We start from the raw sequence: 22,277 nt of genomic DNA, 5'->3' as shown, positions 1-22,277 counted from the left end.
GTTACACCTCAAATTTATAGCCTACACCCCAAACCGTTTGAATGTAGTTTCCACTTTCTCCAAGCTTTAAACGCATCGTTTTTACGTGCGTATCTACTGTTCTTGTACTTCCGGCATAATCATATCCCCATACCTTTTCCAGCAATTGTTCCCGGCTAAATACTTGTCCTGTATGCTGGCAAAGAAAATAGAGTAAATCAAACTCTTTTACTGTAAGAGAAATCGGCTCACCATCAGCCTCAATCTTCCTACTTTTTTCATTAATAAGGATCGGTCCAAACTGAACCTCCTCTTGTTGCTCTTGCTTTGTATAACGTCTTAGCACAGCTTCCATACGAGCAATTAATTCTCCAGGACTAAATGGCTTTACAATATAATCATCTGCTCCCATACGTAAGCCGTTCACCCTATTCCACTCTTCACCTTTTGCTGTTAAAAATATAATTGGTACATCTGATGTTTTTCTAATTTCTTTACAAACTGAAAGTCCATCCATCTCTGGCATCATAATATCTAATACAACGAAATCATAATGATCCGTCTCTAATTTTTTTAGCGCCTCTTTTCCATTTTCAGCTTCGCCCCAATCGTATCCGAAATTATCTAAATACATGCCAACGAGCTGCCTCATATCACTTTCATCATCTACAACTAGCACCCTATATTTACTCATTGTTCTTCCCTTCCCTCTCTATGAGTTGAAACGGCCCTTTTCCGACTTTAATTGTTTGTTTTATTTTCAAATTCTTCATATCTATGACACACACTTCATCACTATCATAGCTTGCTACGTATCCTTCTGCTCCGCTCTTCAAAAATGCAAATGGGTTCGACCCTATTTCTACAGAAGCTACCTCTTTATACGTGCTAACATCAAACTGTCTAAGCGTATTCGAACCGTGACTTAATGCATATACATACTTATTATCCTTCGTTATATTCACAGGCATAAACGGAGCATGTAAAGAACGTACCATTTCTCCGCTCTGCAATGAATATACTAATACTTTTTCATTGACTTGATTTCCATCACCATGTCCGCCAATCCATATTTCTTTCCCATCTGAGCTAATTGTCGCTCCCGTTGATGCTGGTGGAATCATAAAGGATTGTATCACTTCTTTTTTCTTTGTATCAATAGTCGTTAGCTTCGTATCATAAAAGTTTAATACAGATAACTGGTTATGGTACTCTACCATCGTTATTGGTCCTTTTCCGGTTGACACACTCCCTGTCTCTTTCCCTTTTATCGTAAAGAACCTTACCTTTTGAGCAGTTTGATCGGCAGCAAATAATTGCTTTTTATCTTCGGATACAATCACATTTACAATGCCTTTTCCAGTTTTATACTTGTCCACTTGCCTTCCTTCTGTTAGTGAATATACATACATGTACTCTAACTGCTTGCCATATACAAGTATGTCCTCGCCGTTTGGAAGTAGTGCAACTCCTGCCATTGGTTCATTCAGTTCCCATGTCGTAATTAATTTTTTAGTTTGTTTATCAACAAAACTGATACTACCTTCTTTTATATTCGTTGTTATCATAACACTTTTATCTTTAGCAATCGGTGTATATGTACTTCCTTGACACCCTACTAATAGAAATAAAAAACAGAGAAGAAAAACATACTTTCTCAAAAGATTCCCTCCATCTTCGGATGATTTCGTTATAATTGTAAAATAACAAATAAATGTGTGGAAAGTGTGAAATTTTCCTTTCTTACTTCATTTACATATATAATGTACAACAAATAGAATTTGAGGTGTGCAAATTATGCTTTTTCCTGATTTAGCGAATAAAATTGTACGAGAAGTACGCAGACTAATTAAAGAAAATATCATTATTATTAATATACAAGGCGTTATTATCGCAAGTACAGATGTAGAAAGAATCGGTCAATTTCATGAGGGTGCACTCCGCTGTGCGAAACAAAAGAAAACTGTCATTATTACAAAAGAAGATGAACGACGTTTGCAAGGTGTAAAAGCCGGGATGAACCTTCCCTTACTATTTCATGACGAAGTAATTGGTGTCATTGGAATTACAGGCGAACCTGAAAACATTTCACAATACGGAGAAATATTACGTAAAATGACCGAACTACTCATTCACGAAAACTACTTTTTAGAACAACTAGAACTTGAACACCGTTCTTATGAAGCATTTGTCTTTGATTGGCTTCAAAATACAGACTGGTCTCCAAGCTTTCTTGATCGCGCCAAAACACTTGGTATTGATTTATATAAGAAGAAACAACTCATTTTGTTCTCTATCGATCAAAATGACACGATGCTTCAGCGGAAAATTTGGCAACACGTACGCAATCTATTAACAAAGGAGCATCTATTTGTTCGTTGGGGAAACGATCGATTTATTTTATTTACAGCCACGAACTCCAAAGAGCAAACGTATCAATTTTTAACACGATTAAAACAAGACTGTGAAAATTCGTTTTCTATTCCTTTATATATCGGGATTGGACAATCCGTTACGCCTAGCAATATGAACTTATCGTATGAACAAGCATTACAAGCTCTTTCCGTATCACTTAAAACAAAACAAATTGTATTTAATGAAGATTTACGTTTAGAAATGTGCTTACAAGATATTTCTGCAGAAACGCGGGAACAGTTTCTAAGGCGCACGATCGAAAACTTACTATCATCTCCTGAACTTATGCACACTTTACGCTTATTTATCGATTATAACCAATCTTATAAACAAACAGCTGAACAATTACATATACACATTAACACATTGCATTACAGACTTAAAAAGGTTGAGGAGCATACAGGACTTGACCCGAAACAATTCAAAGACTTACATATTTTATACTTCTCGCTCCTCTTATTAGATAATCATACAAAAAAGAATGATAAAACAGAGTAATCTTCAGATTATTATACATAGAAAGAATCCCCCAACTTTTTTATCATTATAATGAAAGCACTGTGACAACGTTTTTTATAATGACTAAATACGTTAACAGTTTGAGGGGGATTTCCAATGTTAGAAAAGCAAATTATTCATTCATTCGTATCCATTGTTGGCGAAGATAATGTAGATACATCCAATATGGGGCGTTTAACGTATAGTTATGATGCCACTCCAAACTTCCAAGCAATGCCTGATGCAGTCATTGCTCCTCGTAATACAAATGAAGTGGCGGAAGTGTTAAAAATATGTAACACTCACAACATTCCCGTATATGTTCGTGGTTCTGGAACAAACCTTTGCGCAGGCACATGTCCACTTGAAGGCGGTATCGTCCTTATCTTCCGTCATATGAATAACATTTTAGAAATTGATGAAGAGAATTTAACAATCACAGTACAAGCTGGTGTAATTACGCTTGATATTATTAAAGCGGTAGAAGAAAAAGGTTTATTTTATCCACCAGATCCAAGCTCGATGAAAATTTCTACAATCGGCGGTAACATTAATGAAAACTCAGGTGGCTTACGCGGCTTAAAATATGGCGTAACACGTGATTATGTGATGGGTCTTGAACTTGTCTTACCAAATGGCGATATTATTCGTACTGGCGGTAAATTAGCAAAAGATGTAGCTGGTTACGATTTAACTCGATTATTTATCGGTTCTGAAGGAACACTTGGTGTCGTAACAGAAGCGATATTAAAACTTGTTCCGATGCCTGAAACGAAGAAGACGATGCTTGCGCTCTATGAAGATATTAATGAAGCTGCACGTGCTGTTTCTTCTATTATTGCAAATAAAATCATTCCAGCAACACTCGAGTTTTTAGACCAACCAACAATTGAAGTAGTTGAAGAGTTTGCTCAAATCGGTTTACCAACTGACGTAAAAGCAATTTTATTAATTGAGCAAGATGGTCCGCCTGAAGTTGTCAATCGAGATATTGAAAAAATGGCTAACGTTTGTCGCTCTATGAATGCAGTTGATGTTCGCGTTGCAAAAGATGAAGCGGAAGCAGATGCACTTCGGACAGCTCGACGCAGTGCACTATCAGCACTTGCAAGATTAAAACCTACTACAATACTAGAAGATGCAACGGTACCACGTTCACAAATCGCTCCAATGGTTGAAGCGATTAATGCCATTGCAAAAAAATATAATATTCCTATTTGTACGTTTGGGCATGCTGGTGATGGTAACTTACATCCAACTTGTATGACAGATGCTCGTAATGAAGAAGAAATGCACAGAGCTGAACAAGCTTTTGCTGAAATATTTGCAAAAGCAATTGAACTTGGCGGCACGATTACTGGTGAACATGGTGTTGGAGCGATGAAAGCTCCTTATTTAGAAATGAAATTAGGTAAAGAAGGTATTGCTGCTATGCAAGGAATTAAACAAGCCTTCGATCCAAATAACATTATGAATCCAGGAAAGATGTTCGCGAAGGACACTCGTAAAAGAGTGGTGGTTGAGCGATGACAACATTAAATAAAGAAAACATTCAAAAGGAATTTAAAAAACGATTAAGTGAAGATGAACTACTAAACTGCATGCGATGCGGTTTCTGCTTACCAACTTGTCCTACTTATATTCAATCTGGATATAAAGAATCGCATTCACCACGTGGACGTATCGCATTAATGAAAGCGGTCGTTGACGGTTTAATTGAGCCAGATGAAGATGTTGAAAATACATTAAATGTTTGCCTCGGCTGCCGTGCTTGTGAACCTGTTTGTCCATCCGGTGTGAATTATGGACATTTATTAGAAGAAGCTCGTGATATTATAAATCAAAACAAAAAGTTCTCAGTACCAGTGAGAGCTGTTCGTAAAGTCGTTTTTGAAGGACTATTCCCTCATCAAAATCGAATGAGAACATTAACAGGATTAATCGGATTTTACCAACGTTCCGGTTTACAAACGCTAACACATAAAACAGGAATTATGAAGTTATTCCCTGAAACACTTGCAACGATGGATCTCGTTTTACCAAAAGTCCCAAAAATGAAAGCAATGAAAGATCGTCCTGCATTTTTACCTGCTGCAAGTACAAAGAAGAAACAAGTTGCATTCTTCACAGGTTGTTTAATGGATACGATGTTTTTAGAAACAAATAATGCAACGATGAAACTACTTCAGTTAGCTGGTTGTGATATCGTTATTCCGAAAACACAAAGTTGCTGTGGGGCATTACATGGACATGCTGGTGAGAAAAGTGGAGCAAAAGAATTAGCAAAGCGCAATATAAAGGCATTCGAAGATTTAAACATCGATTATATCATTACGAATGCTGGTGGTTGCGGAGCTTACCTCGTAGACTACGATTATCTTTTAAAAGACGATCCACAGTGGGCTGAACGTGCAAAGCAGTTTGTTTCTAAAATTAAAGATATTACCGCTATTCTAGTAGAACTAGATTTCCATAAACGTAATGACCTACGACTCAAGTCGCAAATTATTACGTATCAAGACTCTTGTCATTTACGCAATGTTATGCGAACATCTTCAGAACCTCGTATGTTACTAGAAGCAATTCAAGGCGCAACGTACCGTGAAATGAAAGATGCGGATCGCTGCTGTGGTTCTGCTGGTATTTACAATATTGTTCATTCAGAGTTATCCATGGAATTTCTAGATTATAAAATGGATCGCGTGCATGAAACAGAAGCAGCAACCATTGTTACCGCAAATCCAGGTTGCTTATTACAAATGAAATTAGGCATTGAGCGAGAAGGCCTTTCTCATAAAATGAGAGGAATTCACATTGTTGATTTATTATTAGAAGCAATTGAAACCAACTCGTAATAACTCGTAACATACGTAATAATAGGAAAACGGCTATCTCCTTCGTCTATGTAAAGAGATAGCCGCTTTTTTGTCCGCTACAACATTAAAAATATGTTACTTTATTATAAAAAAGAACAACAGAAACATTACAGTTTTGTAAAAATCAATCCAGTATATTCCTCGAAAAATCGCTCAAACCATTGATACAATAGGATTCCTTATTTTCTATTCAGGTAACTTTATCCAAAAACCCCTCTTAAAATGAAGTATAAAAATGCTAAAAATTCCTTTTATACTCTACGTTTCTCTTATTTTCTCCCTTTTCTTCACTTAGGATAAATTAGGTAATTTAAAAGTCTATGAATTTTTTTCCATCTTTTTTCTCACAAAATCTATGCTACGATGAATTTGTCAGTCAGACAGGCTGTCAAAAACAAATCGTGTGAAAACAAATTAAAACTTTATATAGGGGGACACACATCATGAAAAAGCGTGTTTTATTATCTGTAGCTGCTGCAACGGCTCTTACTTTAGGAGTATCTTCTCTAGATGCACAAGCTGCAACAGTACAACCATCTAACATAAAGGTTCAAAATATTCAGCATTCAAAAGTGATGATGAAGCAAATGAGCCAACAAGAATTACAAGCATTCTTACAATCTATGGGCGTGGAATCATTAGCACAATGGCAACAAGGAAACTTCCAACCAAATTGCATTATTCCTGGTCAACAACCTACTGAAAATGTTGTAACTGAGCAACCAACAGCTAAGCCAGAAACTCAAAAGCCTGTTGAGCAAAAACCAGTTGAGCAAAAGCCTGCTGAAGAAGTTCAAAAACCAGAAGCTCAAAAACCAGCTGAAAACAACAATACTCAAAAGCCTGCTGAACAAAAACCTGCTGAGCAAAAGCCTGCTGAAGAAGCAAAATCTTTAAGCGAGTTCGAACAACGTGTTGTTGAATTAACAAACGCTGAGCGTACAAAACAAGGCTTACCAGCTTTAAAAATCGATACTGAATTAAGCAAAGTAGCGCGCATTAAATCTGAAGATATGCAAAAAAACAACTACTTTGATCATAACAGCCCTACATACGGGTCTCCATTTGACATGATGAAGAAATTTGGTATTTCTTATACATCTGCCGGTGAAAACATCGCCCAAGGCCAACGTACACCTGAAGAAGTAGTACAAGCTTGGATGAACAGTGCTGGACACCGTGCAAACATCTTAAATAACGGCTTCACTCACATCGGTGTTGGCTATGTAGAAAGCGGCAACTACTGGACACAACAATTTATTACGAAGTAAATAGATTAAAAGAGTCTTCTCATAATGAGAAGACTCTTTTTTACGTTTCATAACTTTCTATTATGTATGAGTACAATATGTAAAACATAAATAAAATGGAGCCACAGCTTATTACACTAAGTAACACGTAAAACCCCCACTTCAAGTTCAAAAACAATGAAAACAATATACTACATGCCATCACTTGAAAAATCCGCCTACTCACTAAACGGATCTTTTGTAATTTAATTGGGTCTTTTTCCGTACTCTTAATGTTTTTAAATCCTTTACTAAGCATAAAAAGAAACATACTAATTCCAATTGTTAGTCCTGTCTGAAAAGATATCATACTTCTAAAATTAATAAAGAGAATGAGCATATGGATAAACAACATAAATAAAGTAATCGTCTTTAGAAATCCGTTTATAATGATATGCTCGCCTTCATTAAACTTATATATATTATGTGAAATAATATACACGAATCCATGTAAAAAAATAATAAGACAAGGAATAAATGCTATAACAACCTGTTTACTCATAAACTCGTTCGGCCCACCATTTTCATTCCAATGTACTGCCATAAAGTTTGGTAAATATGGATAAAGGCATAGAGTAACTAAAAGACAAGCGAAAAATATTCCTAGTATATATTTATATTTGACCAAGTGATTCTCACCTCTCTTTTCTCTTAACGGCTTCGCTTCTTTTAGAGAAATTCCTGCAAAAATCTACTTTTCTCAAATTTAAACTTACACTTTACGCATTCATTCTTTGAAATTTTTTCATTGTGTTATTTAATTTTGTAGGAAATGGTACATCCACTTCGATTTCTTCTTTCGTAATGGGATGCAAGAAATGAATCTTCATCGCATGTAACGCTTGACTTGTCATATGTTTCGTTTGTCCACCATATAATACATCTCCAACTAATGGATTACCATGATAGCTCATATGAACACGAATTTGATGTGTTCTACCTGTTTCTAATTGTAACGTTACGAGCGTAACATTTTCGTTTTTATAATATTTCTCTACTCTATAATATGTGATTGCTTGGTCTCCCTTTGGAGAAACGCGTCGCCTCGTCGCATGATGGCGATCTCTTCCAATCGCTGCGTCAATTGTTCCTTGCTTGCCTTTTACTTTCCCTTCCACAAGCGCCGCATATGTTCTTTTAATTTTTCGTTCCATTAATAAACGATCCATAATTGCACCAGCAATTCTATGTTTAGCAAACACGACACCACCTGTCGTATCTTTATCTAACCGATGAATATGACGAACCTTCGTCTCTAAACCTTGCATTTGAAAATGAAAGGCAACAAGGTTTGCAAGTGTTCCCGTTCCACCTTTTTCAGCAGGATGCGTATCCATCTTCTCAGGCTTATTCACGATAAGTACGTGATCATCTTCATATACTACATGTAATTCACCATATTCAGGCTCTACATCGTATTCTTCCTCCACAAACATATGAACTTGTAACTTATCGCCTTCTTTTAAAAGCTCATTCCATCTTCTTTGTTCTCCGTTAACGGTAACACCTTTCTCCATACGAAGCTGATGTAACAACTTTTTCGGTATTTCCCATTCTATTTTTAATAACGAATCAATACTTATGCCATTCCATTTCGCTGGAACAGTAATTTCGCACCATTCGCCCTTTTTCTTCGTTTCCATACTGTATCACCTTATTTCTATTGATTCTCTCATTGTAACGGAAAATACACTTTGATGCACCGTCAAAAATAGAGGACAGCCTTATAATAGACTGCCCCCTCATGCTCTACGCCTTTTCATTTCTTGCAATACCTCTTCGGCTTTTTGCTCATACGATAAATCTTTAAAGAAATCCGCCAATCTTTTATAATCATTATACGTATCTAATAAATCATCCATCTTTTCTACTTTCATTACGTGTTGTTTTTGCTTCATTTTTACTGGATAACGATAGCCCGATACTTCTTGTATTTTGTAATACTCATCCTCTACTTGAATGACCTTTACAAGTTCCTCCTCTTCTGCATCCATCGTATATCCATCAAAATCTCTCAGCAATTCATAAATGATATGAGTCCATTCATCTTTTGGATAAAATCCTTTTTCTAACCGATAACCGACAATGCGATACATATGCCCATCGTTTTCTGCAAACTGTACTGTATCATTTAGCTTAAACTTAAAATAACGAAACATTGCCTTCACCTACTTATATGTAATGTTCTTATCACATACTATTTGCAAAATGTAGGTCTTGCTATTCATAAAAAAATACTCATCTATAAGATGAGTATTTTTTACGATGATTTTTCTCTTTTCTTTCGAAATGGTAACCACCAGTTCCAGTCTCCAAACAATTTCATTAAACTTGGTACGAGCATAAGACGAATAATTGTTGCATCAAGGAATATTGCTAGTGCAACACCAAGCCCCATTTGCCGTACTGGTAAAATATCAGTAAAGGCAAATGCACCAGTTACAACAATCATAATTAACGCAGCTGAAGTAATGATTCTACTTGTTGACACAAGTCCTTCTAACGTAGCTTGATCATTATCTCCTGTTTCTTCATACAATTCATGAATACGTGAAATAAGAAAGACTTCATAATCCATGCTAAGCCCAAATACGAGACCGAAAATGAAGATTGGTAAGACAAATAGAACTGGACTCGCTTCTAAGCCAAAATGCCCACCTTCAAATAACCAAACAACAATTCCAATTGTTGCGCTTAAACTAAGTATATTCATAATAATTGCCTTAATTGGAATGAGTATAGATTTGAATGCGAATAATAATATAACAAAGGTCGATCCAAATATAACAGACATACCAATCGCAACTTTATCTTTAATTTCATCTTCTAACTCTTGTTGGAAGGTCGTCATTCCGCCTAGATAATACGTCACATCTGTTTCTTTATAATTTTGTTTAAAATCACGAACCCACTGTTTAGCAGTTTCAGTACGTGGTTTTGTTTTCAGAAAGACTTCTATCGTCGTCTTATTCCCTTTCGTATATGCTTCAAATACAGGAGCTAGTTTCGCTGCTTCTGGTGACTCTAACATTCCAGCAACTTGATCTGCTTTCATACCTGTTAACCCGTCATATAAGCTTCTTACTTCATACACTTTCTTATCGTCTTGTAACTTTTGAACGAATTCTTCTATCTTTTGTAAACTTTCTTTTTCTTTCATATCTTTTTTTGTCTCTACCACTAACGTAACATCAGCATGTTTTTTTGCAGTTTTATTAAATGCTTCTTCGTACTTTTCATATGCAACTCTTGTATCACTTTGTTTAGGTAGAGCTTCCACGTCAGGGAACTGCAAATTCGCAGTACGTAATGGTAATAAGCAAATAACAATAAATGTTGTAACGACAATAATCATCGCAATTGGATGTTTCATTACAAATTGTGCAAATTTACGCCACGCCTTTGCTGGTGTATGTGCTACTTGATTCTTTTTTAATATTCGTTTACCAATTAAGGATAATAGCGCTGGAAGGAGTGTGAGTGAAAATAAAATACTCATAATCACAACAATCATTCCGCTAATTGCGACAGATTGAATATAATCGATTTTAAAGAAAAACAAGCCGGATAATCCAACAAATACACATAATCCTGAAAATACGATTGCACGCCCTGCTGTTTGATATGTAATTGCTATCGCTTCTTTTACCGTTCGCTTTGCAACTTCCTCTCGAAAGCGATTTACAAATAATAGCGCAAAATCAATAGATAAGGCAAGTCCAATCATCGGTGCAACATTTAACACAAAGATAGATAGTTCCTTATCGACACCTATAAAGTATAATATTCCCATCGTACTAATAACACTAAGTGCCCCATTTACAATTGGTAAAATAGATGCTAAAAGGCTACCAAATGAAAATAGTAATACGAGAAATGCAATCGGTAACCCAATCATCTCTGCTACTTTTAAATCATTTTGCGTTCTTTCATTAATCTCTTGATTAATTTTTGGAAATCCTGTTGGCGTTACTTTTAACGTTACATTACTTTCCTTTTCGACTTTATCAGCAAATTGTAATGTCTTTTCCATTCGTTCCTTATTTGTTTTCCCGGAAAATAAAATTGTCGCATAGCCGATATCATCTTGTAACATTTCTTTATTTTGCACTGGGTGATGGAAAGATTCATAAGTCTCTTTCTCTTGTACATTTTTTACAATTCCCTCTACTTGCTTTTGAAATTCTTCATGTGAAACACCTTTATTTTTTTCAAAAACGAGTAAAAGTGTATCTTGAGACCTCTTAAAATCTTTATCTAAAATTTCTTTCGTCTTTTGATAGTCCCCTTCTGTTTGGAAACCGTCACCACCTAATACTCCTGGTAGCTTTGGAGCAAAAATACCAAGCGCTATCGCAAGCAATAGTAATGCTACAATTACTGTATAACGAAACTGATACAAAAAAGTGCCTAACTTCCCCCACTTATCTACTTTATGTACATTTGTCTTCACGCACTTTCACCTACTTTAAATAATTCAATTGTTATTTATACTGTATCACATCTTCGTACAAACAAAAAACGTCTAGAAACACTATAATAATAGTTTTTCTAGACGTTTTTTATCCCGCTTTAATGTGCAGTAAGACCCCCACCTTAAAATTCAGCGAAAGCAAAGAAGTTAGGTGGGGAATCAACTGCCATAAAAGTCCGATTGGTGAGGGCTAATAATCAGTGGGGGATGAAGAAAACCCCCACTGATTAAAATTTCACTTTATCTCTCTTTATTAAGCCCCAATCTCTCGGTAAGTAAACGATGACAGTAAATCGCCATAATTAACAAAATACCACCTACGCAATAACCAGCTAAAATATCAGTTGGGTAATGCACATTTAAAATAACTCTGCTTAATCCAATCGATACAATTAAGATTCCCATCAAGATCGTTATAACATATTTCCCAGTTACACTCTTCAAATTTGCCGCAATGATATAAGCAAGAAAGCCGAATGTCATAATAGATAACATTGCATGCCCACTAGGGAAACTATACCCAAGCGCATCCAATGCTTCATTTAACGACGGGCGCTCCCTTTTCACAATTTCTTTTATCCCTTTATTCACAAGATGTGTTATTAAAATACCCATTGGATACACGATCATCGCAGCATAATAACGTTTTCTCCAAAAAACAAGTAAACTTATAGCGAGCGTAATTACGATCCCAATGGCAGACCCTAATTTTGTATAATATGAGAAAAATGTAAGCGTACCTTCTGTTTGTAAACCTTTTACTAACGCTCGGACATATGTATCCATCACTGTAACGCCACCCGCTTGTACGCGCCAAGCAACAATGCCAAATACAGCAAGTAATAAAACGATACATACTACCTCATATTGATGCAACTTCTTTTTCAAGCGATTTCCTCCTACTATGAAAAAATGCGATTTCTATTTTAGAAACCGCATTTTCTTACTTATTTACCTTTTGTTTTTAACTCTGTCCAGTAACGATCATAGTCTTTTAACTTATCGTCTACATCAACAAGCCATTCTGTACGATCTAATTCCTCTTTCGTTAAGAAAATCATATGGTTGTCACGATATTCTTTACTATGAAGAGGATGAGCTTTTTCATTAGGATTACTGTATCCAATTGACTCGTAGTTTTTCACACTTACTTTTTCATCTAGTAAGTAGTTCATAAACTTCTCTGCAAGCTCTTTGTTTTTTGCACCTTTTGGAATCGCTAACGTATCAGCCCAAATTGTGCCGCCTTCTTTTGGTACAACATACTCTACATCTTTATTATCTTTTGCGATAAATGCTGCATCTCCAGACCAAACTGTTCCGATCCAAGCATCTTCTGTAATGAATTTTTGTTTAATATTATCTGTATCAAATGCTAATAAGTTTGGAAGTAGCTTCTGTAAATCTGTTGCAGCTGTCTTTAACTGTGCATCATCTTTCGTGCTGTTTGAGAATCCATGCTTCTTAAGACCCATTCCTAACACTTCACGAGAATCATTTAATAAAGTTACATGCCCTTTATATTTCTCATTCCATAGGTCAGCCCAGCTTGTAGGAACTTCTTTTACATACTTTTTATTGTATGCAATCCCTGTTACACCCCAAGTATATACTAAAGAATATTTATTCTCTGGATCAAACGCAGGTGTTTTGAAATTAGAAATCATATTTTCGATATTCGGGATATTCTTTTTATCTAACGGCGCTAATAAATCCATTTTCGCCATTGTTTTAACCATGTAATCAGATGGCTGAATTAAATCATACTTCGCGCCACCAGCTTGTAATTTCGCAAGCATTTCTTCGTTGCTTGCGTACTTATCATAGTTAACTTTCACGTTATATTTCTTTTCAAAATCTCTTAGCACTTGCTCATCAAAATTGTCAGCCCAGCTATAAATATTTAACTCTTCTTTCTTTTCACCACAACCAGCAAGTACACCAGCAACAAGACTAAAGCTAATTGCTGCGCCGGCTAATCTTTTCATTAATTTCATCGGTTTATTACCTCCTCGTACTTTCTATATCGTTCGTATTATAAAGGAAGGTGTCCTCCAGAGTTTTCTTCACCATCTGCACCTTTGTTACGGAAGATTTCAGATAGAACCATTAATCCTACGATAGCTACAATTAAAATTGTAGAAAGTGCATTAATTTCTGGTGATACTCCGCGCTTAACCATACTGTAAATGTATAATGGCAATGTTGTTGATCCTGGTCCTGATACGAAGAAACTGATTACAAAATCATCGATTGATAATGTGAATGTTAATAATGCGGCTGAAATAACTCCTGGTGCAATTGCTGGGAACGTTACATAACGAAACGTTTGCCACGGCGTTGCTCCTAAATCATTCGCAGCCTCTTCTAAATCACGTCCCATACCAGAAAGACGTGCTGCTAAAATAACGACAACAAATGAAATACTAAATGTAATGTGCGCAATAATAATTGTTGTTTTGCCAAGTTCCATACCTAATTGACTAAATAAAATAAGTAAAGATAATCCCATTAAAATATCAGGAATTAAAATTGGTAAATACACAAGACCGTTAATAGCCCCTTCATAACGATATTTATAACGATGTAATGCAATCGCGAAAATCACACCAAGAACTGTCGTTACAATCGTCGTTACAATCGCAATCGTCATACTATTTACAAACGCATCAATAACATCTTGCTTTTGAAATAAATCTGTATACCAATGGAATGTAAAACCTTCCCATTCCGCATTAATGCGAGAATCATTGAAGGAATATACCATTAAAACCATCATTGGAAAATACAAGAACAATAAAATTAACCAAGAATAAGAAACTAAAAACTTCTTCATCTTTGCCTATTCCCCTCCGTTCCCATCATATTTATATACTTTCGTTGCACGATAATATAAGTAAATTAACAGAACAGAGAATAGAACAACAATCATAGATAACGCAGAACCAAACGGCCAGTCACGCGCTCCTAAGAATTGATTTTGAATTACGTTTCCGATTAACGCTACTTTCGATCCACCCATAACGTCTGATACAACAAACATTCCGATAGAAGATACAAATACTAAAATAGAACCAGTAGCAATTCCTGACATCGTCATTGGTACTGTTACATTCCAAAATGCCTTTGCTGGTGTTGCTCCTAAATCATAAGCTGCTTCTAGCTTACGCTTATCAAGCTGCTCAATCGCTGCATACACCGGTAAAATCATAAATGGTAATAAAGAATAGACCATTCCGAGTATTACAGAAGGTGTGTTATATAGTAAATTTAAAGGTTCACTTATAATGCCTAGTTTCAATAGCAATGTGTTTACAAGACCTTGTGAACGTAAAATAACAATCCATGCGTATGAACGAACAAGGAAGTTAATCCAAAACGGGATCGTTGCCAATAATAAAAGAATGGAACGGTATTTACGATCAACAATTGTAATTGTATAAGCAAATGGATAACCAATTACTAAACAGATTACTGTTGTAATAACTGCAATCTTAACAGTTTCCCATAACGTTCCCATGTATAGTGGATCAAACACACGAGCGATATTCTCTAACGTAAATTGCATTTCCACTGTCCCATATGCCCCGCGCTGCATAAAGGCAAATGCCAATACAAACAGAAGGGGAATTAGGAAGAAGATTAACAGCCACGCGACTGTCGGTAGTGCGAGTAATTTCCCTTTTTTCAATTTAAGGTCACCTCGTCCTCTTGCTCCCAGCCTACGTATACATTATCTCCAATGCTCCACTGCGCTGCTTCTTCAGCAGTTTGATATGCCATTAGTAATTCTGATGTTTTCTCGTCACGTACATACAGCTTTTCCATATTTCCAACAAACTCAACGTCTTCAATATGTCCAAGATGGTATTCTTTTAAAATCGGCTCTTCAACCGAACGTACCTTTACATTTTCAGGGCGAATTGCTACATAGCCTTCCCCGTTTTTCACAATATTATTTTCACCGATAAATGTCGCAACGAACATTGTTTTCGGCTTATTGTAAATTTCTTTCGGTGTTCCAATTTGTTCAATATGTCCTTTATTCATAACGACAATACGATCACTCATGCTCATTGCTTCTTCTTGATCGTGCGTTACGTATATGAACGTAATTCCTAAATTACGTTGTAAGTTTTTCAATTCACGTTGCAAATCTTTTCTTAACTTAAAGTCTAACGCCCCAAGTGGCTCATCTAGTAATAATACTCGCGGATTATTTACAATCGCTCTCGCAATTGCTACACGCTGCTGCTGTCCACCAGAAAGCTTTGCAGGTTTACGATTACGGAACTCAAGTAACTGCGTTAAACGCATTGCCTCTTCAGCACGCTCTTTCTGCTCTGCTGCCGGTACTTTCTGCATTTTCATACCGAAACAAATATTTTTCTCCACATTCATATGCGGGAATAGCGCATAATGTTGGAACACTAAGTTCATATGACGCTTATATGGTGGCAAATCGTTAATCTTTTCATCATCTAATAAAAGATTCCCTTTAGTTGGCGTTTCAAAACCTGCGATCATGCGTAGTAACGTTGTTTTCCCACAACCACTCGGCCCTAAAATCGTTAAAAATTCCCCTTCTTTAATGTCTAAAGAAAGAGGTGGGATAATCACTTGATTTCCAAAATGTTTTTCTACTGCTTCAACTTTAATAATCTTTTTCATTTTCCCGTCCTATCTACCTTAAATTTTAATTTTTATATTCATGAATAAATATTTATGTTCTATAGACTATTTTTTGTTTCGATCCAAACAAAAATGGTTGTTTAGCTGCGTTCTCTTCTATTCTTTATGTAGTATGTTTGATTCATTTTCGCACGATACATGTGTCGAACAGAAAAACCCCTTCCATTGCGAAGGGGCTATTATCATACGGCTACGCCTACTGATAAACACCATCATCATTTTAACAACTTTCGTATGAATTTTAAAGCACTTTTTGTAGAAGAGTAACGAATTTTCATATCGAATGCCGTAGATTGGGCTAAAATGCTTTTATAATGTGAAAAAGTCCGAAAACTTTCTTCCCCATGATAACTACCTAATCCACTACTTCCAACGCCACCAAAAGGTAAATATGGTGTTGCAAGATGATAGACAACATCATTAATACATCCTCCGCCATATGAAATATTACTCGTCACTTTCTTTTGTACTTCTTTATCTTCAGAAAATACATATAACGCTAATGGCTTCGGATGTTGCTGAATTGTGCCAATTACCTCTTCTATGTTGTCGTATTCTATAATTGGTAAAATCGGACCAAAAATTTCATCTTCCATAACAGTACTTTGCCACGTAACATTCGTTAACACTGTTGGTTCTATATGTAAAGTTTCTTTTTTGTAGTTCCCACCGATTACCGTTTCACCATCTTTCAAAAATGCACATAAACGTTCAAAATGACGTTCAGTCACAATTCGTACATAATTGTCATTGTTCAGTGGATTTTTTCCATACTGCTCCGCAATCTCGTGTCGTAATGCCTCGATTAACTGTTTTTTTACGGAAGCATGCACATACATATAATCAGGCGCTACACACGTCTGCCCTGCATTTAAAAACTTACCCCACACGATTCTTCTTGCTGTTACATCTATTTTTGCATCTTTATGTACAATACATGGGCTTTTTCCGCCAAGTTCTAACGTGAGTGGTATCAGTCGTTTCGCTGCTGCTTCCATCACAACTTTTCCAACACCGACACTACCTGTAAAGAACATATAATCAAACGGTTCCTTTAACAATTCCGTACTCTCTTCTACACCGCCTTCTACTACCGCTACAAGCTCTTCTTGGAATAATTCTTCTAACATTCTCGTAAGCACTTTGGAAACGTTTGGCGTTAGCTCTGACGGCTTTAAAACGATTGTATTTCCAGCCGCCAACGCTCCTACAAGAGGTGCAATCGCTAATTGAAATGGATAGTTCCACGGTGCAATAATAAGTGTCACACCGTACGGTTCTGGCACTACTTTTCCCTTTGATCCAAAATGAGTGAGTGCTGTTCGAACTCGCTTCGGTTTACTCCACGATGAAATATGCTTCAATTGAAAGGAAATTTCTTTTAATACATATCCAACTTCCGTTGTAAACGACTCATGAACTGACTTATTTAAATCTAATTTCAATGCCTGAAATATTTCTTCTTCAAAGCGCTGAATGCCTTTATAAAGCTTCTTCAAATTATTCTTTCTCACTTCTATACTTCTCGTATGGCCATTATAAAAATATGCCTTTTGTTTATTTACAATAGAAGAAACACTCATTCATTCACCTTCTCCCACTATTTTTATCCAATTCTTTCATTATTTATATAGACCTCATATATAATAAATTTCTATTCGTAAAGTTACATTATATATAATTTCTTCTTGTATATAAAATTCATTGCTCACAAAAAAACTACCGAAAGAAAATCTTTCGGTAGTTTTACTGTATTAACGATATAAACGAACAGCACCTGCAGAATTATCATCAGCTTGTCCTACTACTTCAAACTTCAGGCCAAGATTCGGTAAAATACGTCCTGCATCTGGAATCTGTTTATTAATATACGTTTTCGAATCATCAAACTTCGGTACGCCTGCTAAGCCATTATACGTATACGTTCCGCGCGTTGGAGATACAACTTTCCAAGCTGGCGTTTTATCGAATGAGAACGCCGCATCAGCGATTTGGAATCGTGTACTACTTGCCACTGTTGGTTTACCATTTAAAGTTCCAACAATTGCTTCTGGATGAGAATCAACTACGCCAAGGAAACCGTGTCCTGGATGTAAACCAACCCAGTTATCTGTGTAAGCTGAATCCGCATACCATACAACCATACCAGTGTTGTATTCTGGACCGCGAGCATATTTCAATGCGTTATCTGAACCAGCATAGTTTCTCCACTCTACATAATAGTTATGTTTTTTCTTCTCTGTTCCATTAGATACAGCGAATCCATCTAATTTGAACTGCGGTGTACCTTCTGCATCATCAGAGAATACTACTTTACCGTCTACATTTAGTGATGCATTATCAAGTAGGAAACCGTTTAATGCTAAACCACCATCTGTAATGTATTCAAATGTTAATTTTACTTTCTTACCTTTGAATTGGCTTAAATCATATGATTTGTCAATCCATTTTCCATTTGTTGAATGTGCATTGCCACTATTTGCTTTCTCACCAAGTTTTTCGATTAATGTTTGTTGGCCATCTTCTGTTACAGCATGTACTTCAAGGAAATCATACTCTGCTTCAATTTCATACAATGACTTGAAATCAAATTTCGCAGTCGTTGCATTTGTCAAATCGAACAGTGGCGTCTCCATTTTTGTGTGAAGATTGTCACCTTTTGTACTGTAGTAATACTGCTTACCAAATGCTGGCGCAATTGTTTTTATATCTTTATCTGGTAAGTTAACACGAATCATACCTGGTCGGTTAGATTTCGTAACACTTTGGTCTAAATATGTTGCTAGACCGATACCTTTATTTAATTTCTCGTAATCTACTTCTACGATATTTGCCCAGTTACCACCGATTGTTTTTTGGAAAAACTCTTTATTTTGCGGTGAGAAACTCGTTGGCGTTGTTCCTGCAATGTTACCCGCCCAGCTTCCGCCACTCATAACAGACCAAGCTTGAATTGGTTCACCGTCACCAGTATAGTCTGTATCATACTCATCTGGAAGACCTAAATCATGACCATATTCATGTGCGAATACACCAACTGCGCCATCTTCTGGTTCAATTGTGTAGTCGAACGCTGCGATCTTTCCGCCCCAATATGGAACTTTCGCTTGTGTGCCTTCAATTGGGAATGGTTTTGGTCCAACAGTCCAGCGATGTGACCAAATTGCATCGTCACCTAATTTACCGCCACCTGCTTCTTGTCCAACACCCGCATGGATAATCATTAAGTGATCGATTAAACCGTCCGGTTGTTTTTGATTTCCATCGCCATTTACATCATATTGATCGAATTGGTCAAACTCTGATAAATCAATACCGCTATCTACAGCTGCTTTTAATGCATCTTTTACTAAATCACGTGGTCCTTTTGGTCCTTTATTATCATGACCTGTCGCACCATCTGCACCGTAATCAGCAGCTTTACCAGGAACGGTTAACCATTTTGTAACTGTTCCGTCTACTGTATAACTACCGCCAGATTGCTCTTCGTAATATTGTTTAAACGTTTCGATTTTGCTGCCATCCTCTAATGCGAATGGCTCATTACCGAATAACATTTTTTCATAATGTTCTTTGTTAAAGTCGTCAGTATACATATAACCAGGTTCTTTATCAATATTGTTATGTTTAAAGTCAGCGTACTCTACAAGTAAAACGAGTACTTTGTCTTTACGAACTTCACCGTTATATTCTTTTCCCTTTGCTGGAGAAGTTGGTACTTTACCATTTAGACCACCCTTAACTGGGCCTGTCGCTGCAGGTGTCCCTGTTGCTGGTTTGTCTAACTTTTCTTTCGTATCTGCTTTCGCATCTTTCACTTTCTTTAAAAAGTCAGATGCTTCTTTCGTAAGTGGGTCCCCATTTGATACTTCTTTCCCAGGATTTTCACCCTTTTTGTTCTCTACGTATTTTTCGACGGCTTTCTTTGTTTCTGTCTCTGAAGCCTTCGAATCAATTACCCCACGGTTTTTTAGCGCATTTGCTAAACGTTCTTCTGGAATTAAATGATCATCGACTGGGCTCGTAGCTGTCTTATTCACAGGTGTTTCAGCATATGCAGACTGTCCACCCGCTCCGAATGAAAGACCTAACACAGCTGTCAAAGCGATTGATGACAAAACTTTGAACGGTTTCTTGTTCATCCCTTATTTCCTCCCCTAATAAAAAATATGTATTACAAATTGAATTTTATTAAAAATTCAATATTTTTTCAATATTTAGTTATATTATGTAATTTTTTTAATATATTTGTAAAAATTTCATAGTTAGTATACGAATATATCACAATTCAACAATGTTTTCTGAAAATATTGAAAATATTTGTCAGAAACTTTATAATCGCCATAGAGGGAATTTAATGGGGATTTTATCTTTGTTTTATCTACAAAATATTTGATAATTCACTATATAAAACACAAAATGCAATTGTATTATCATATATTCTGTAGCAGCAGTTATGACCGATAATTAGGGAGGAATTACATTTGTACAAAGATAAGACTGACGCACTGGACCAAGAATGGATTGATTTAATACTTGAAGCTCTAGACGCTGGTATCGCCCTGCAAGATATCGAACATTTTTTCCAACGTATGAAGCCATCCAGTCAGGCTCAATAGGCTTGTTCTTTTTAACGAAGTTTGTGTTATAATAATGACATCATAAGACGACTACATATTGATAGAAAGGTGCGCAAATATGATTGGAGAACGTATAAAACGCCTTCGCTTACAAAAAGGTATTTCATTAACTGAACTTGCCGAAAAAGCTGGCGTTGCTAAATCTTACATTAGTTCTATAGAACGAAATTTACAAAAAAACCCTTCCATTCAGTTTCTTGAAAAAATCGCAGCAGTTCTACAAATTCCAGTTGATACTCTACTTCATGATGAAACAACAAAGGAAAATCATTTAGACTCCGAATGGACACAACTTGTTAAAGATGCGATGAGCTCAGGTGTCTCCAAAGAACAATTTCGTGAATTTCTTGAATTTACAAAATGGAAACACGATCAAAAATAATAAATAGAAAGAAGTGCTTACAAGCGGCACTTCTTTTTTCTTTATAAAAAAAAGCGGGGGATACCCGCTTTTTTATTATCTTTCTTCGCCAGCTTCTTGGTTAGCATTGAATGTCCATTCTAAGTTCAATGAATCACCTTGGAAAATATTTTGGTCTTGTCCATTATCTACGAATTCAAATTGTACCCACAGATAATCCTCTGTGCCTGCTTCTAATCCACCCTTTTCTCCCCACTCAGGAGCAAAGATGTCTTTAGCTAAAAGATCTGGATCAGCATTTTGTAAATCTGCTAAAGTTGTTTCATATACCGGCTCACTTTGTTTATCCCAGTTCCAAAGGAATTTCACTTTAACATGCTTTCCAAAGTCTTCACCAGCATTATCGCCTTTTGCATCTTTCACAGTATACTTTGTTGCTAGTTTAACGTCTTTAATTGTTAACGAACCACTATTCTTTAATAAGAACTCTTTCTTAACAGAATCCCCTGGTTTTAAATCTTTAATATCTACAAGCGTTTTAGGGTTTAATGTAAGATCTAACGTCCCAGCTGCAAATGTATTATTTGATACTTCTTTATCGCTAAAGAATGCAAACGTTCCTCCACCAATTAAAGATAACCCCAATGCTGCTGATGCAACTCCCATACCTAATTTCTTTTTCAGACTCACAATCAATTCCCCCTAGCTGTTTTTTTATATTTTTGTCTCTTATTTTTCAATAAGAGATATAAAGAAAACTATATCAGCTTAGCTAATGTTCGTTCTCTTTTAAAAACCTTAAGTTCATTATAACGAACAACACTCTATAAATACAACAAATATTTATTAGTATTTTCAATTATTTTTATTTCTCAATATTATTTTGTTTTTTCTGAATTTTTATGTTTATATTTTAAGAATTACAATAAGTGCGAGGGCAAATACTCCCTCACACTCATAGACATCATTTTTTCATACCGGTCATCAGTTTATTCTGATGATTTCTCATTATGATCCGTGGTAGTAGCCTTGTCATGAGTTCCTTGCTCAAGT

At 36.0% G+C, this 22,277-nt stretch carries 20 protein-coding genes; 6 read left to right on the top strand and 14 right to left on the bottom strand.

The annotated features are described in order from the left end of the window. Nucleotide 1: 1 nt before the first annotated feature. Together MR113_RS05920 and MR113_RS05915 are read right to left on the bottom strand one after the other, a co-directional pair. On the bottom strand, nt 2-673 hold the full coding sequence (locus tag MR113_RS05920) for a response regulator transcription factor (RefSeq protein ID WP_242252236.1): 672 nt from the start codon (nt 671-673) through the stop codon (nt 2-4). Further along, a complete protein-coding gene (locus MR113_RS05915) occupies nt 666-1,640 on the bottom strand; it encodes a YncE family protein (protein ID WP_242252233.1) in 975 nt (324 codons plus the stop codon). Before MR113_RS05915 ends, MR113_RS05920 begins: the two co-directional genes overlap by 8 nt. A 136-nt stretch (nt 1,641-1,776) precedes the next feature. Here MR113_RS05915 and MR113_RS05910 point away from each other — a divergent pair, with 136 nt between their 5' ends. The 4 genes from MR113_RS05910 (at nt 1,777) to MR113_RS05895 (ending at nt 7,039) form a co-directional block, all read left to right on the top strand. Next, nucleotides 1,777-2,892: a CdaR family transcriptional regulator gene (locus tag MR113_RS05910; protein ID WP_242252232.1), complete on the top strand. Its 1,116-nt coding sequence runs from the start codon at nt 1,777-1,779 to the stop codon at nt 2,890-2,892. Nucleotides 2,893-3,009: 117 nt separating this feature from the next. Further along, entirely contained in the window at nt 3,010-4,422 is a 1,413-nt protein-coding gene (gene glcD / locus MR113_RS05905) for a glycolate oxidase subunit GlcD (RefSeq protein WP_242252229.1), read from the top strand. Beyond that, nucleotides 4,419-5,747 (top strand): (Fe-S)-binding protein, encoded by a 1,329-nt coding sequence (locus tag MR113_RS05900; RefSeq protein ID WP_242252224.1) that lies wholly within the window; start codon nt 4,419-4,421, stop codon nt 5,745-5,747. Before glcD ends, MR113_RS05900 begins: the two co-directional genes overlap by 4 nt. Nucleotides 5,748-6,211: 464 nt before the next feature. Then, nucleotides 6,212-7,039, top strand: coding sequence for a CAP domain-containing protein (locus MR113_RS05895; protein WP_071758941.1), 828 nt, complete (start codon nt 6,212-6,214; stop codon nt 7,037-7,039). Between the two features lie 40 nt (nt 7,040-7,079). Here the strand turns inward: MR113_RS05895 and MR113_RS05890 are convergent, their stop codons facing one another. The 11 genes from MR113_RS05890 to inhA1 form a co-directional block, all read right to left on the bottom strand. Beyond that, nucleotides 7,080-7,685, bottom strand: coding sequence for a DUF1648 domain-containing protein (locus MR113_RS05890; RefSeq protein ID WP_242252222.1), 606 nt, complete (start codon nt 7,683-7,685; stop codon nt 7,080-7,082). Nucleotides 7,686-7,776: 91 nt separating this feature from the next. After that, complete coding sequence (locus tag MR113_RS05885) at nt 7,777-8,700, bottom strand: RluA family pseudouridine synthase (RefSeq protein ID WP_242252220.1); 924 nt, start codon at nt 8,698-8,700, stop codon at nt 7,777-7,779. Between the two features lie 99 nt (nt 8,701-8,799). Further along, on the bottom strand, nt 8,800-9,216 hold the full coding sequence (locus MR113_RS05880) for a hypothetical protein (RefSeq protein ID WP_061678834.1): 417 nt from the start codon (nt 9,214-9,216) through the stop codon (nt 8,800-8,802). Nucleotides 9,217-9,317: 101 nt separating this feature from the next. Then, nucleotides 9,318-11,510 (bottom strand): MMPL family transporter, encoded by a 2,193-nt coding sequence (locus tag MR113_RS05875; RefSeq protein WP_242252218.1) that lies wholly within the window; start codon nt 11,508-11,510, stop codon nt 9,318-9,320. Between the two features lie 261 nt (nt 11,511-11,771). Continuing rightward, the gene (locus MR113_RS05870) at nt 11,772-12,419 is read right to left on the bottom strand and encodes a phosphatase PAP2 family protein (protein ID WP_242252217.1); all 648 of its coding nucleotides are present in this window, start codon (nt 12,417-12,419) and stop codon (nt 11,772-11,774) included. A 59-nt stretch (nt 12,420-12,478) separates the two neighbouring features. Beyond that, nucleotides 12,479-13,528, bottom strand: a complete 1,050-nt coding sequence (gene potD, locus MR113_RS05865; protein ID WP_242252216.1) for a spermidine/putrescine ABC transporter substrate-binding protein PotD — start codon at nt 13,526-13,528, stop codon at nt 12,479-12,481. A 38-nt stretch (nt 13,529-13,566) separates the two neighbouring features. Next, nucleotides 13,567-14,367 (bottom strand): spermidine/putrescine ABC transporter permease PotC, encoded by an 801-nt coding sequence (gene potC / locus MR113_RS05860; RefSeq protein WP_000714199.1) that lies wholly within the window; start codon nt 14,365-14,367, stop codon nt 13,567-13,569. A gap of 6 nt (nt 14,368-14,373) precedes the next feature. Then, the gene (potB, locus tag MR113_RS05855; RefSeq protein WP_000715495.1) at nt 14,374-15,222 is read right to left on the bottom strand and encodes a spermidine/putrescine ABC transporter permease PotB; all 849 of its coding nucleotides are present in this window, start codon (nt 15,220-15,222) and stop codon (nt 14,374-14,376) included. Next, nucleotides 15,219-16,202 (bottom strand): spermidine/putrescine ABC transporter ATP-binding protein PotA, encoded by a 984-nt coding sequence (gene potA / locus MR113_RS05850; RefSeq protein ID WP_000720323.1) that lies wholly within the window; start codon nt 16,200-16,202, stop codon nt 15,219-15,221. The genes potB and potA overlap by 4 nt, the downstream gene beginning before the upstream one ends. A gap of 236 nt (nt 16,203-16,438) precedes the next feature. Beyond that, on the bottom strand, nt 16,439-17,806 hold the full coding sequence (locus tag MR113_RS05845) for an aldehyde dehydrogenase (protein ID WP_242252214.1): 1,368 nt from the start codon (nt 17,804-17,806) through the stop codon (nt 16,439-16,441). A 171-nt stretch (nt 17,807-17,977) separates the two neighbouring features. Continuing rightward, entirely contained in the window at nt 17,978-20,365 is a 2,388-nt protein-coding gene (gene inhA1, locus MR113_RS05840; protein WP_001035922.1) for a M6 family metalloprotease immune inhibitor InhA1, read from the bottom strand. Between the two features lie 342 nt (nt 20,366-20,707). Here inhA1 and MR113_RS05835 point away from each other — a divergent pair, with 342 nt between their 5' ends. After that, nucleotides 20,708-20,842: an anti-repressor SinI family protein gene (locus MR113_RS05835; RefSeq protein WP_000276217.1), complete on the top strand. Its 135-nt coding sequence runs from the start codon at nt 20,708-20,710 to the stop codon at nt 20,840-20,842. Between the two features lie 79 nt (nt 20,843-20,921). Further along, entirely contained in the window at nt 20,922-21,245 is a 324-nt protein-coding gene (locus MR113_RS05830) for a helix-turn-helix domain-containing protein (RefSeq protein WP_000578881.1), read from the top strand. A gap of 75 nt (nt 21,246-21,320) precedes the next feature. Here the strand turns inward: MR113_RS05830 and calY are convergent, their stop codons facing one another. Further along, on the bottom strand, nt 21,321-21,914 hold the full coding sequence (gene calY, locus MR113_RS05825) for a biofilm matrix protein CalY (RefSeq protein ID WP_242252212.1): 594 nt from the start codon (nt 21,912-21,914) through the stop codon (nt 21,321-21,323). Between the last annotated feature and the right edge of the window lie 363 nt (nt 21,915-22,277).

Origin of the sequence: Bacillus cereus group sp. BfR-BA-01379, assembly GCF_022663605.1 — a bacterium.
Lineage (GTDB): Bacteria > Bacillota > Bacilli > Bacillales > Bacillaceae_G > Bacillus_A > Bacillus_A mobilis.
This window is presented reverse-complemented; position numbering and strand designations above follow the sequence as displayed.